We start from the raw sequence: 12,117 nt of genomic DNA, 5'->3' as shown, positions 1-12,117 counted from the left end.
GGCCGGCGCACCGGCGACCGGTGCCACGGCAGCCGGCGTGCCGGCGCCGGGTCCGTCGGCCACCGGCGCGCCGGCGGGCGCCGCCCTGAGCGGGGCCAAGCCGCAGGCGGTCCAGACCACCGGCGTGGCCACCACCGGCACGCCGATGCCGGGCGTGGCGCCGCGCGTCACGGGCGTTTCGGCCAACACGATCACCGGCACCCCGGCCGGCAACGCCGCGGCATCGCCGGGCGGCGGCGCCGCGCCGCGCAGCCCGCAGGCGCTGCAGTCGGCCAACGTGCCGATCAAGAGCGAAAAGCTGGGCACGGCCTCGCCCAGCCCGGACGTCAAGAAACAGCAGACCCAGGCGATGCCGAAGGGCGCCTCGCCGGCGGTCGACAAGGGCAATTCGAAGGAAGTGAAGAACCAGTGAAGGTCGAGAAACGATGAAAATGGCGAGCATGCCGATCGCGGTGATCATGCAGCGCCGCGCGCTGCAGCACCGCTGGGCCGACGAGGCCTGGTCCGCCGTCGGCGTCGTGCCCGACCGCGGCAACCTGCCGCGCCTGCAGGTGCTGGACGAAAGCCCGGAGCGTGACTACTACATGGTGTCCGGCCTCGAACTCGAACTGTATACGGACGAGAACGAAGGCTATTACGAGAACGTGATGGCGCCGGAATCGAAGGTCTTCGTCCTGTGGCGCATGGAAGAGGGCCGCGCCATCCCGGCGCGCGCCTCGGTCAGCTATGTCGAAGGCACGCGCATGTTCGATTCCGGCGAAGCGGCGGACGGCGTCACGATGCCGGCCGAGATCTACGCCTGGGTCGCCGGCTACCTGCGCGAGCACTACACGCCCAAGCCGCGCCGCGGCCGCCAGCACGGGTAAGGACGATTGATGCCCGAAGAAGGATTCCTGCGCCGCTGGGCGCGCAAGAAGGCAGACAGCGGGGCAAGCGGCGCCGAAACCGTCGCCGAAGCGCCGCCGGCTCCAGCGCCCACGCCTGCCGCGCCTGCCGTTCCCCTTGCCGAACCGGCCGCGCCCGCCGCAGCCGAGCGCCCCACGCCCACGCTCGAGGATGCTTCGAAGCTCACCCACGACTCCGACTTTTCCGCCTTCGTCAGCCAGGCGGTCGACAAGGACGTGCGGCGCCTGGCGCTGAAGAAACTGTTCTCCGATCCACACTTCAATGTGCTGGACCGGCTCGACATGTACATGGACGACTACAACAAGCCCGATCCGGTGTCCGCCACCATGCTCGCCGCGCTCGACCATGCGCGCGGCGTGCTGCGCCGTCCCGAAGAGGTGCAGGCCGAGCTGCAACGCCTGGCCCTCGGCACCACCCCGGCCGGGACACCGGAGCCGATCGCCGAAGCCGAAGCGCAGGAAGCGGCCATGCCGGAGCAGGGCGCTGCTGTCACGGCCGAGGCCGCCGATCCGGACAAGCTTGTCCAGTTCCAGCCCGCTGCCGAAGCACGTGGCTCCGCGCACGTGGACGCCGCCACCCCCATTGCGCACCTGAGCGAGGACGCGCACAATGGGGAGACGCAGCAGTGATCGGCATGGCAGTCTCCGCTACCCGCCAAACGGAATTTACCCAAGCAAAATTTACCCAAGGTCACGCATGAATATCCGATTTCTGGAAGGGCAGGCCGGCGATCCGCTGCAGGAACGCCGCAACGCCCTTGCCAAGACCGCCGCCATCCTGGCGGCCGACGCCATTGCTCCCTTCGAGGCCGCCGCCACGGTCAGCTACCGCTCCGGCGGGCGCACCCTGGTCGTCGGCAGCGCGGAGCAGGCCCTGGCCTGGGCCGACCACCTGGCCACCAGCCTGCCGGTCACCCTGGTGCTGCTCGACGACCTTGAAGTCGGCGCGCGTCCATACCCCGTCTTCGCCGCCCGCGCGGTGGCCGTCGCCGGCTGGCTCGGCGCCTTCGAGGCGCGCTGGCAGGCGCCCGGCCAGGCGGCCCAGCAGGGCAAGTTCGACCTGGTGCTCGACCTGGCGCCGAGTCCGCTGATCTCCACCCACCAGCATCCGCACGGCTATTACGCGCCGGGCCCCGACGAAGGCGCGCGCCGCGCGGCGGCCGCCGAGATGATGGAGATGACTGGCGACTTCGAAAAGCCGAAATACTTCGCCTACAAGGAACGCCTGTGCGCCCACAGCCGCAACGGGCTGACCGGCTGCAGCGCCTGCATCGAGGTCTGCTCGGCCAAGGCGATCACCGGCGACGGCGACCGCATCAAGGTCAACCCCTACCTGTGCGCCGGCTGCGGCGCATGCGGCACGGTCTGCCCGACCGGCGCCATGAGCTACAACTATCCGTCGCCCGCGCACACGGGCAGCCGCATCAAGGCGGCCCTGCGCGCGTATGCGGAGGCGGGTGGCCAGGATCCGGTCCTGCTGTTCCACGGCGAGGGCGGCACGCCCTTGCTGGCAGCGCTGGCGGACGAGCTGCCCGGCCGCGTGATCCCCCTGGCCCTGCATCACACGGCCGCGACCGGCATCGACCTCTGGCTCACCAGCCTGTGCTACGGCGCAGCCGGCGTCACGGTGCTGATGACGGAGGCCGAGGCGCCGCAATACGCGGCCGCGCTCGATACCCAGATGCGTGTCGCCCAGACCGTGCTCGACGGACTGGAGTACGCCGGCCCGCATTTCCAGCTGCTGCGCGTGAGTAATCCGCAGGAACTGGCGCTCGCGCTGCAGCATGCGCCGCGCGGCGAGACCCCGGCCCAGCCTGCGACCTTCAACCTGGCCCAGGACAAGCGCAACACCCTCGACTATGCGCTCGACCACCTGCTGCGCCACGCGCGCCAGCAGCCCCAAAGCGTGCCGCTGCCCGTCGGCGCACCGTTCGGCGCGATCGCGGTGAACAAGCAGGCCTGCAGCCTGTGCATGGCCTGCGTCGGCGCCTGCCCGTCCTCGGCCGTGATGGACACGCCGAACGCTCCGCAGCTGCGCTTCGTCGAGCAGAACTGCGTGCAATGCGGCCTGTGCGCCAACACCTGCCCGGAAAACGCGATCACGCTGGTGCCGCGCATGGTCTTCGGCGAATTGCGCAAGCAGACCGTGGTCCTGAACGAATCCCAGCCTTTCCACTGCATCCGCTGCAGCAAGCCCTTCGGCACCCTGCACATGATCGAGACCATGCTCTCGAAACTGTCGCAGCACGGCGCCTTCGCCGGCAACCTGGACCGCCTCAAGATGTGCGGCGACTGCCGGGTGATCGACATGATGCAGCCGCAGGACGAGTTCGCGGTGCCGCTGCGGCGCCGGCCTTGAGCCTCCCGGTGCAGGCCTGCCGGCAGGTGCCAAGCCGTGGCACAATGGGCGCCAACACATAATAAAAACGCAATGCCGCGGCGCGCCGGGCACATGCCCGGTCCTGCGCGCGGCCGACCCGTAACCGCACAGGAGACAACATGACCCCTTACCAGCGTTTCGTCCAGACTCGCGACTTCCTGCAACAGCACCGCACCGACTACGACACCGCCTACCGCGACTACCAGGCGCCGAAGCTCGACACCTTCAACTGGGCGCTCGACTTCTTCGACCAGGAGGCCAGGGACAACCACGCCCCCGCGCTGTGGGTGGTCGAAGAGGACGGGCGCGAGCAGAAGATCTCGTTTGCCGACATGTCGGCGCGCTCGAACCAGGTCGCGCAATATCTGCAGCAATGCGGCGTCGATCGCGGCGACCGCGTGCTGCTGATGCTGCCGAACCGGGTCGAGCTGTGGGAGATCATGCTGGCCGGGATCAAGCTCGGCGCCGTGCTGGTGCCGACCACCATGCTGGTCTCGACCGCCGACCTGGAAGACCGATTGGCGCGCGGCCGCGTGCGCCATGTGATCGCCCAGGTCTCGGAGGCGCACAAGTTCGAAGGCGTCAAGGGCAACTACACGCGCATTGCCGTGGGCGGCAGCATCGACGGCTGGCACGACTTCGACGACTGCCGGCGCGTGCTGAGCGTGTTCACCCCACAAGGCGAAACCCGCGCCAGCGATCCGCTGCTGCTGTACTTCACCTCGGGCACCACGGCGCGCCCGAAGCTGGTGCTGCACAGCCACCAGAGCTATCCGGTCGGTCACCTGTCGACCATGTACTGGATCGGCCTGCAGAAGGGCGACGTGCACTGGAACATCTCCTCGCCGGGCTGGGCCAAGCACGCCTGGAGCTGCTTCTTCGCGCCCTGGAACGCCGGCGCCACCGTCTTCGTCTACAACTACGAGCGCTTCAGCGCGAAAGCGGCGCTGGAGACGGTGCAGCGCTGCGGCGTCACCTCGCTGTGCGCGCCGCCGACCGTCTGGCGCATGCTGATCAAGGAAGACCTGAGCCAGTGGAAACCGCCGCTGCGTGAACTGGTGGGCGCGGGCGAGCCGCTCAATCCCGAAGTCATCGAACAGGTCGAGCGCGCCTGGGGCATCCGCATCCGCGACGGCTTCGGCCAGACCGAGACGACGGCCCAGATCGGCAATCCGCCGGGCCAGCTGGTCAAGCCGGGCTCGATGGGGCGCCCGCTGCCCGGTTACAGCATCGCCTTGCTCGACCTCGACGACCAGCCGGCGCAGGAGGGCGAGATCTCGGTGAAACTCGACGCGCGGCCGCTGGCGCTGATGCTGGGCTACGAGGGCGACGAGGAAAAAACGGCTGACGTCATGCGCGCGGGTTATTACCACACCGGCGACACGGCCCAGGTCGACGAAGACGGTTATTACTTCTACGTCGGCCGCAACGACGACGTCTTCAAGTCGAGCGATTACCGGATCAGCCCCTTCGAGCTCGAAAGCGTGCTGATCGAGCATGAGATGGTGCTGGAAGCGGCCATCGTCCCGAGCCCGGACCCGCTGCGCCTGTCGGTGCCGAAGGCCTTCATCACCTTGCGCCAGGGCGTCGAGCCGAGCCGCGAGCTGGCGAAGGAGATCTTCGCCTTTGCGCGCGAGCGGCTGGCGCCCTATAAACGGATTCGCCGCATCGAGTTCCGCGAGCTGCCGAAGACCATTTCGGGCAAGATCCGGCGCGTCGAGTTGCGCAAGCAGGAGGCGGCGCGGGATTCTGAGCCGGGTACGGGTATCGAGTTCCGCGAAGAGGACGTCGGCGCCTGAGCGGCACCTAGGGGGAAGGACGTCAGAACAAGGCGCCCTGCGGACTGGTAAGGCGCGCGAAACTGTCGCCGACAAAAGGCAGGATGCCGTCGGCGACGGGTTCCAGCTGCTTGACCAGGTAGTGTTCGTAGTCGATCGGCGAGCGCTTCTCTTCCATCCAGGCGTCCATGACCTCCAAGGGCGCGGGCCCCGCGGTCGTCATCAGGTAGCGGATCCAGCCGCCGTTGCGGTATTGCGCTCCCCGGCCCCGGGCGATATGGAAGTCGTCGGCGATGCGGGCGGCGCGCACGTGGGGCGGCACGTTGCGCTCGTATTCCTGGAGCGGCCGGCGCAGGCGCTTGCGATAGACCAGCAGGTCGTCGAAGTCGCCGCGCAGGGTGCGCGCCACGTAGTCGCGCACGTAATCCTCGTAGGGTTCGCGCCGGAAGATGCGGCCGTACAGGCCCTGCTGGAACTGCTGCGCCAGCGGCGTCCAGTCGGTGCGCACCGTCTCCAGGCCCTTGTACACGATTTCCTCGCCCCCGTCGGGCGTGCCGGCCAGGCCGGCATAGCGCTTCTTGCTGCCTTCATCGGAGCCGCGCACGGTCGGCATCAGGAAGCGCCGGAAATGGGTGTCGACCTCCAGCTCGAGCGCACTCTCGAGCCCGAGCTCCTCGCGCAGCTGCGTGCGCCACCAGCCATTGACGTGCTCGACCAGTTCGCGCCCGATGCGCAGCGCGTCGACGTCGGCGTGGGCCGCGCCGAGCCACACGAACGTGGAGTCCGTGTCGCCGTAGATGACCTGGTAGCCGCGCGCCTCGATCAGCGCGCGCGTGCGGTGCATGATCTCGTGGCCGCGCATGGTGATCGAGGAAGCCAGCCGCGCGTCGAAGAAGCGGCAGGCGGTGGTCCCGAGCACGCCGTACATCGAGTTCATGATGATCTTCAGCGCCTGCGACAGCGGTTGGTTAGCGGCGCGCTTGGCCGCCTCCCGGCCTTCCCACACGCGCGCGACGATGCCGGGCAGGCAGTGCCGGGTGCGCGAAAAGCGCGCGCCGCGAAAACCCGGTACGGTGACGGCCTCCGGCTCCTCCAGTCCCGCGACCAGCCCCACCGGATCGATCAGGAAGCTGCGGATGATCGACGGATACAGGCTTTTGTAGTCGAGCACCAGCACCGAATCGTAGAGGCCCGAGCGCGAATCCATGACGAAGCCGCCCGGGCTGTCCGCGCCAGGCACGTCGCCGATGTTGGGCGCGACCCTGCCCAGGCGGTGCATCAGCGGAATGTAGGCGTGCTCGAAGGCGGCGACCGATCCGCCGCTGCGGTCCGCCGCCAGGCCGGTAACGCTGGCGCGCTCCAGCAGGAAGGCCATCAGGTCCGTCTTCTCGAAAATGCGGGTGACCAGTTCGCAGTCCTTCAGGTTGTAGCGCGCCAGGGCCGGCTTGTCCTGCGCGAACATGCGGTCGATCGAGGCCATGCGGTCGTAGGGATTGTCGATCGACTTGCCCTCGCCGAGGAGGCTTTGCGCCACGTGCTCCAGACTGAACGAAGGAAAGCTCCAGGTAGCCGAGCGCAGCGCCTCGATGCCGTCGATGACCAGCCGGCCGGGCAAGCCCGCGAAATAGCGTGCTTCCCGTTCCGTGCCGGCCCTGGCATTGGTGCGCCATTCCATCGACGTGCCGCCGCGGCCGATGCGCAGGGGATGCCGCAGGCGTTCGGCATGCTCCTGCAGCACGCGCAGGTCGAAGCCGATCACGCTCCAGCCGATGATGGCGTCCGGGTCATGGCGCGTCATCCACGCTTCCAGCTTGTCCAGCAGGGCCAGGCGCGTGTCGCAGTACTCGAGTTCGAAGTCGAGCCCGGCCGGGTCGCCGTTCGGCGGCCCCAGCATGTAGACCTGGCGCTGGCCGCAGCCTTCCAGGCCGATCGAGCGCAACTCGCCCTGCATGGTGGTTTCGATGTCGAGCGAGACGGTGCGCAGACGCGGGCGGTAGCCGGGCGCGGGTTTCAGGTGTGCGGCCAGCAGCAGCGCGGGGTCGCCAGGGTCCGGCGTTCCCGTAAACGCTACCGGCGCCATGATGAAGCGCTCCATCAGGTAGCGCTCGGGCGGACGGATGTCCGCCTCGTAGACGTCGATCCCGTGCTCGCGCAGGCGCCTCTCCAGCCGCATCAGGTGGCGGTAGTGGCGGCAGTACAGCCCAAGCACGGGACGCCCGCGGAAGTCGCACAAGGCCAGCGGCCGCAGTTCGGCACCGCGTTCCCGCTGCAACAGGCTCCTCACCGCCGCCTCCTGCTCGGCCGGGACGAATGCGACCGCCTCCGCCGCCGGCAGGCGCAGGCGGCATGGACCCTCGTCGGTGGCGAGCCAGAGCTCGACCTCGACGCCGCCGGTCCCATCGTCGCCCTGGATGTCCGCATCGCGCCAGTGGCGCGTCAGCAGAAAGCCCTGTCTTGCTGTGTCACTCATGGATGTTGTGCTAGGCGATGCGATCCACCGGGCCAAAGGCGGCAGTTTATCAAATCCCTTTGAACGTCCTGACAAAATCGTTCGACATACCGCCGGCAGTCGTGTACGTCCGCGTACGACCCATTGCTGACGTTGGAAAAGAGCCCGTCAGTTGATCTTGTTGGTTGCAGCAACCCATTGCTGTGACGCCGACTTGACCCATTCCATATCCGCCTTTGTTTCGAGGCGACTATAAACATTCAAGTAAACCAATTTCCGCTTTAAGTAGACTCGTGTAACTACGGATACGATAGGAAAGACAACATTCTTTCCTTCGACTATGCGTGATGGTTTTGAAACGACGAGCATACCTATCGCATTAGGCGCGACATTCAACATTTCCCCCACGACGGCGTCACCAATATTCATAGAAATGTTCGGGTCCCCCTTCGCCGTGCGGCCTGTACGGGCAGCAAGCTCGCCGAGAAGCACTTTCATCCTGGCCCCATCGCGGGCAATCAAGCCAAGATACGCCTTCTTCACCGCTTCGTTACCTATACGCGGGTCGTCCGGGCTGAAATCCTTTGATTCATGTCTCGTTTCGGTCAAGACCGTGAAATATCTTCTCGGTGCAGCGGAAGCTCCCGAACGAATTTCTTCGATCTCGGCGTCCTCATAGAACAGGCCCAGGAATCGATGCTCCGGCGAGACCTGCGCTTTTATCAATGCGCATGCGTCAGGGCCAACCAAAGACGCGTCCGAGTAGCCCGCGGGAGCCTCTACCAAGAGGCTTTTCCCTCCAACAGTGATTTTCAAAGACTTGGCGAACGCGGAATTTGAACATGCCAGTGCTAGAAGAACGTAGAAGACGATACGAATGCGCATGAAGATAGTCAATTTTTCTTAAAAAATGGTGAGTCACTGAGCGCTCGGGAATGGCCGCTTGCAGACGCTCTCATCGCCACAAAGGAGGTTGCTGTCCTCTGTTCAGACGAGTCAATGTTGTCTTGTACTGGTTTGACCTTGGATCTGGGCAAAGTAGAACAGCATCGATGAAGTCCTGTGGAGGGCCATACGAATGCATATCAATGTAATGGTCAACTCTACTTGGTGTCATGTAGATGACATCCTTGCCTGGGATGAACAAATTGACATGCGACTCATGAAGTAACTTTGCCTCACCATCGCACATTGAACATTCGTGAAGCCCTCGAAACGAATACCTCGGAAAGGCCACCTCAAACTGATGGCGTAGCTCCGTCAGTTTGGCTATGACCAGCGAAGAGCACGATCCAGTTGGAAAGCTTTCATTCTTTTCCAACCAACCCACTGCAAGTAAGGAACACTTCCACTCATCCGCGCAATGCGGCCCGCCATGGCTGTGACCATGGTAGTGGGCGAATTCCAAATCTTTGAAGTGAGTCATCTCATCTCATCAGCGTTTTCGATGCCCTTACCTAATCGCCCGCTTTTTGCCGGTTGCAGACGATAGAAACGGCTGAGTGTACGAGCTTGTTGCTATCACAGCAAGAAAGGGGTTTTATTAGGCACGTTAAGCCGCGTTAAACCACTGCCTGCTCGCCTCATCCGCCGGAAAAAAAGATTCCAGCCGCAGCTCGTGCACCGTCACGTCATGCGGCGTCCCCAGCGTGGTGATGGTGGTGAACAGATTCAGCTCGACTCCATCCTTGTGCAGAATGACCGGCAGGAAGGGCAGGGCACGGCGGTCGAGGTTGGGCTGGCGTGCGGCGGCGGCGATGCCGGGCAGGGCCGTCAGTTCGTCCAGCAGCGCCGCCGCTTCGCTGCCCGGGCCGTCGCCCATGGCTTCGCGCTGCACCCAGTGCAGCAGGTCGGTGCAGACATCCTCCCAGTTGACGATCCGGCGTCGCAGGCCGTTCGGGTCGAGCGTCAGTTTTAGTATGTTGACCGCGCCGTCGCCGGGAATCGGCGCGTCTGCCGGCATGCCGAGGAAGAAGCGCATCATGCGCGCCGCCGGTTCGTTGTGCATCAGCAGGTTCCACAGGCGGTCGACCACCAGCGCCGGATACGGCGCGGCCTGGGCCAACATGAAGTCGAGCGCCTGCTTGACCGCGTCGAGTTCCGGGTCGGACAGCGCGCGCTCGCGGTAGGCCGGCGCGAAGCCCGCGGCCAGCAGCATGGCATTCCTCTGGCGCAGCGGGATGTCGAGCACCAGGCCCAGTTTCAGGATCAGTTCGCGGCCGGGCTGGGCGCGTCCGGTTTCGAGGAAGCTCAGGTGGCGCTGCGAGATGTCGGCGTCAAGCGACAGGCGCAGCTGGCTGAAGCCGCGCTTGAGGCGCCAGTAGCGCAGCGCCGCGGCGAAGTCGGAAACGAAGCCGCTGCCGGCGGCGCTGCTGGTACTGGTGCTGGTGTCCATCACGCCTCCTCGAGGATCGGGTGACGCCGATTGTGGACCAAGCCCTCCACGAACTCAAGCAGGTCGGCGTTCACCTGCGCCCGGTGCGTGATGAACATGCCGTGCGGCGCGCCTTCGTAGCTGCGCAGGCGCGCGTCCGGCAGCAAACGGGCACTCGCTTGCGCCGTCAGCGCATAAGGCGCGCTGGCGTCCGCCGTCCCGGAGATCAGCAGCACAGGCACCCGGATGCGGGCCATCTCCGCGCGAAAGTCGGTGCTCGCCAGCGCCCGGTTGCACTCGACCAGGGCCTGCAGCGAAGCGCCGAGCGCCATGCCGCGCACCCAGTCCTTCATGCCGGCCGGCGTGTCCGCATCGACAAAAGGCAGCATGTTCTCGTCGATCCACTGCGGGAAATCGACCATCAGCTGCTCGCGCCGCACGGCCTCGAAGTAGCTCGCATCGATGCCGTCCGGGTTGTCCGGCGTCTTCAGCACAAAGGGCGTCATGGTGCCGAGCAGCGCGGCCCCGGCCACGCGCGCGCTGCCGTAACGATGAAGATAGCGCACGATCTCGTTGCAGCCCATCGAGTGTCCGACCAGGGTCACGTCGCGCAGGTCGAGTGCCTCGAGCACGGCGGCCAGGTCGGCGGCCAGGGTGTCGAAGTCGTAGCCGCGGCCCGGGTCGGAAGAGCGGCCGTGGCCGCGGCGGTCGAAGGCGATCACGCGGTAGCCGGCATCCAGCAGGGCCAGCATCTGGTAGCTCCAGGACTCCGAAGGGAGCGACCAGCTGGCCACGAACACGACCGGGCGGCCGCTGCCCCAGTCGCGGTAGAACAGGTCGACGCCATCAAGCGTACGGATGAAGCCGGGCGACAGAAGGGCGGGCATGGCGTCCTCCTCAGGCCACGGAGTCGAGAAAGCCGGTGACGCGCGCCAGGCGCCCGTCCGGCGCGACGGTGGCGACGTCGAGGCCGCGCACCACCTCACGCCCGTCGGGACCGTGCAGGGTCCAGCCGAAGCGCAGCACGTCGTGGTGGGCGTCGGGCGTGCCGGCGAGGGTGAAGCGGTGGTCCGGGAAGTGCTGCTGGGCGCCGGCGATCATGGCATCGATGCCGTCGTGGCCGGCGCCGCGCATGGTCGGGTCGAGGTATTCGGCGTCCAGCGTGAACAGGCGCGCCACCCGGGCGCGGCGGGCGGGCGTGTCGCGTTCGTTCCAGGCGGCCAGGTATTGCTGGGCGAGGCTGTGAGCGTGTTCCATGATGTCCTCCGTCGGTTGTGTGTCGTGTTGACGGAACCGATTCTCCGTGCAAGCCGGACGCATGGCGATTACCTCCGAGGTAATCGGCACCGTTGGCGTTAGAATGAAACGCGGCCGGCATGTGAACCGGCTTGGCGCGGCAGGGTATTCACCGAAAACAGCGGAGATGCAGGCGTGGATTGCCGGACCCATGAAACGCAGCCTGCGGCGCGGCCGATCGACCTCCCCGTCGACCGGGACGCCGAACTCATCGGCCTGGTGGCGGGCGGGGACCGGCACGCCTTCGAGGTCCTGTACCGCAGCTATTTTCCGCGCCTGACGCGCTTCCTGCACCGGATGACGCGCAGCGCGCAGCTGATCGAGGAGATCGTGAATGACGTCATGCTGGTCGTCTGGCAGAAGGCCGACTCCTTCGACGGCAGCTGCAAGGTCTCGACCTGGGTATTCGCGATCGCCTACCGGCGCGCCTGCAAGATGCTGCACCGGCTCGACGAGCCGCTCGACTGTTTTCCCGATGCCCTGGCCGGCGACGCCAACTGCCAGCCCGAGCGGCACTTCGAAGAGCACTGCCTCGCGCATGCGCTGGGCGAGGCGCTCGACGCGCTGCCGCTGGCGCAGCGCGCCGCCTTCCAGCTGGCCTTCTATCACGACATGAGCTGCGCCGAGATTGCCGAGATCATGGATTGTCCCGTCAACACCGTCAAAACCCGCCTGTTCCACGCGCGGCGCCGGCTGGCGCTGCTGTTCGAAGGCCAGCTCGAGGGGCGGCCGTGAACGCGCGCACCCATCCTGGCGGCGAGGCCGCGCACCGCGCGACCCAGGAGAATCTGCCCTGGCTGCTGAGCGGCCGGATGGGCGAGGCGGAACGGGCGCTCGCCGAAGATCACCTGCGCGAGTGCGCCGCCTGCCGCGCCGACCTGGCCGCGCTGCGCCGGCTGCGCGCGTCCGCCGAGCTGCCGGACCCGCCGTGCGAC

General features: G+C 66.5%; 11 protein-coding genes and 1 pseudogene. 7 read left to right on the top strand and 5 right to left on the bottom strand.

Going from position 1 to position 12,117, the window contains the following annotated elements:
• The 5 genes and pseudogenes from C2862_RS25445 to C2862_RS24750 all read left to right on the top strand — a co-directional run.
• Positions 1-412, top strand: a pseudogene (locus C2862_RS25445) (hypothetical protein); the annotation flags it as partial.
• A 13-nt stretch (positions 413-425) separates the two neighbouring features.
• Positions 426-866: a DUF3305 domain-containing protein gene (locus C2862_RS24765; protein WP_210736127.1), complete on the top strand. Its 441-nt coding sequence runs from the start codon at positions 426-428 to the stop codon at positions 864-866.
• Positions 867-875: 9 nt separating this feature from the next.
• Positions 876-1,535 (top strand): DUF3306 domain-containing protein, encoded by a 660-nt coding sequence (locus C2862_RS24760; RefSeq protein WP_136223688.1) that lies wholly within the window; start codon positions 876-878, stop codon positions 1,533-1,535.
• A gap of 67 nt (positions 1,536-1,602) precedes the next feature.
• Positions 1,603-3,264 (top strand): 4Fe-4S binding protein, encoded by a 1,662-nt coding sequence (locus C2862_RS24755; protein WP_136223686.1) that lies wholly within the window; start codon positions 1,603-1,605, stop codon positions 3,262-3,264.
• A gap of 140 nt (positions 3,265-3,404) precedes the next feature.
• Positions 3,405-5,084, top strand: a complete 1,680-nt coding sequence (locus C2862_RS24750; protein ID WP_136223684.1) for an AMP-binding protein — start codon at positions 3,405-3,407, stop codon at positions 5,082-5,084.
• A gap of 22 nt (positions 5,085-5,106) precedes the next feature.
• Here the strand turns inward: C2862_RS24750 and C2862_RS24745 are convergent, their stop codons facing one another.
• The 5 genes from C2862_RS24745 to C2862_RS24725 form a co-directional block, all read right to left on the bottom strand.
• Entirely contained in the window at positions 5,107-7,533 is a 2,427-nt protein-coding gene (locus tag C2862_RS24745) for a DNA polymerase II (RefSeq protein ID WP_136223682.1), read from the bottom strand.
• Between the two features lie 147 nt (positions 7,534-7,680).
• Positions 7,681-8,397, bottom strand: coding sequence for a hypothetical protein (locus C2862_RS24740; protein ID WP_136223680.1), 717 nt, complete (start codon positions 8,395-8,397; stop codon positions 7,681-7,683).
• 667 nt (positions 8,398-9,064) lie between these two features.
• Complete coding sequence (locus C2862_RS24735) at positions 9,065-9,907, bottom strand: helix-turn-helix domain-containing protein (protein ID WP_136223678.1); 843 nt, start codon at positions 9,905-9,907, stop codon at positions 9,065-9,067.
• Positions 9,907-10,773: an alpha/beta fold hydrolase gene (locus C2862_RS24730; protein ID WP_136223676.1), complete on the bottom strand. Its 867-nt coding sequence runs from the start codon at positions 10,771-10,773 to the stop codon at positions 9,907-9,909. Before C2862_RS24730 ends, C2862_RS24735 begins: the two co-directional genes overlap by 1 nt.
• A 10-nt stretch (positions 10,774-10,783) precedes the next feature.
• Positions 10,784-11,143 (bottom strand): nuclear transport factor 2 family protein, encoded by a 360-nt coding sequence (locus C2862_RS24725; protein ID WP_136223674.1) that lies wholly within the window; start codon positions 11,141-11,143, stop codon positions 10,784-10,786.
• A 174-nt stretch (positions 11,144-11,317) separates the two neighbouring features.
• On the opposite strand from C2862_RS24725, the gene C2862_RS24720 reads away from it, so the two are divergent.
• Together C2862_RS24720 and C2862_RS24715 are read left to right on the top strand one after the other, a co-directional pair.
• Positions 11,318-11,917, top strand: coding sequence for an RNA polymerase sigma factor (locus C2862_RS24720; protein ID WP_229467597.1), 600 nt, complete (start codon positions 11,318-11,320; stop codon positions 11,915-11,917).
• On the top strand, positions 11,914-12,117 hold a 204-nt coding region (locus C2862_RS24715), incomplete at its 3' end, for a zf-HC2 domain-containing protein (RefSeq protein ID WP_210736126.1). The genes C2862_RS24720 and C2862_RS24715, both read left to right, overlap by 4 nt.

Origin of the sequence: Massilia sp. Mn16-1_5 (assembly GCF_004798585.1) — a bacterium.
Lineage (GTDB): Bacteria > Pseudomonadota > Gammaproteobacteria > Burkholderiales > Burkholderiaceae_D > Telluria.
This window is presented reverse-complemented; position numbering and strand designations above follow the sequence as displayed.

Bases quoted from the DNA above. Each gene is read 5' to 3' on its own strand.
- C2862_RS24760 (WP_136223688.1), top strand. From the start codon at position 876: ATGCCCGAAGAAGGATTCCTGCGCCGCTGGGCGCGCAAGAAGGCAGAC.
- C2862_RS24735 (WP_136223678.1), bottom strand. From the start codon at position 9,907: ATGGACACCAGCACCAGTACCAGCAGCGCCGCCGGCAGCGGCTTCGTT.
- C2862_RS24750 (WP_136223684.1), top strand. From the start codon at position 3,405: ATGACCCCTTACCAGCGTTTCGTCCAGACTCGCGACTTCCTGCAACAG.
- C2862_RS24730 (WP_136223676.1), bottom strand. From the start codon at position 10,773: ATGCCCGCCCTTCTGTCGCCCGGCTTCATCCGTACGCTTGATGGCGTC.
- C2862_RS24755 (WP_136223686.1), top strand. From the start codon at position 1,603: ATGAATATCCGATTTCTGGAAGGGCAGGCCGGCGATCCGCTGCAGGAA.
- C2862_RS24765 (WP_210736127.1), top strand. From the start codon at position 426: ATGAAAATGGCGAGCATGCCGATCGCGGTGATCATGCAGCGCCGCGCG.
- C2862_RS24740 (WP_136223680.1), bottom strand. From the start codon at position 8,397: ATGCGCATTCGTATCGTCTTCTACGTTCTTCTAGCACTGGCATGTTCA.
- C2862_RS24745 (WP_136223682.1), bottom strand. From the start codon at position 7,533: ATGAGTGACACAGCAAGACAGGGCTTTCTGCTGACGCGCCACTGGCGC.
- C2862_RS24725 (WP_136223674.1), bottom strand. From the start codon at position 11,143: ATGGAACACGCTCACAGCCTCGCCCAGCAATACCTGGCCGCCTGGAAC.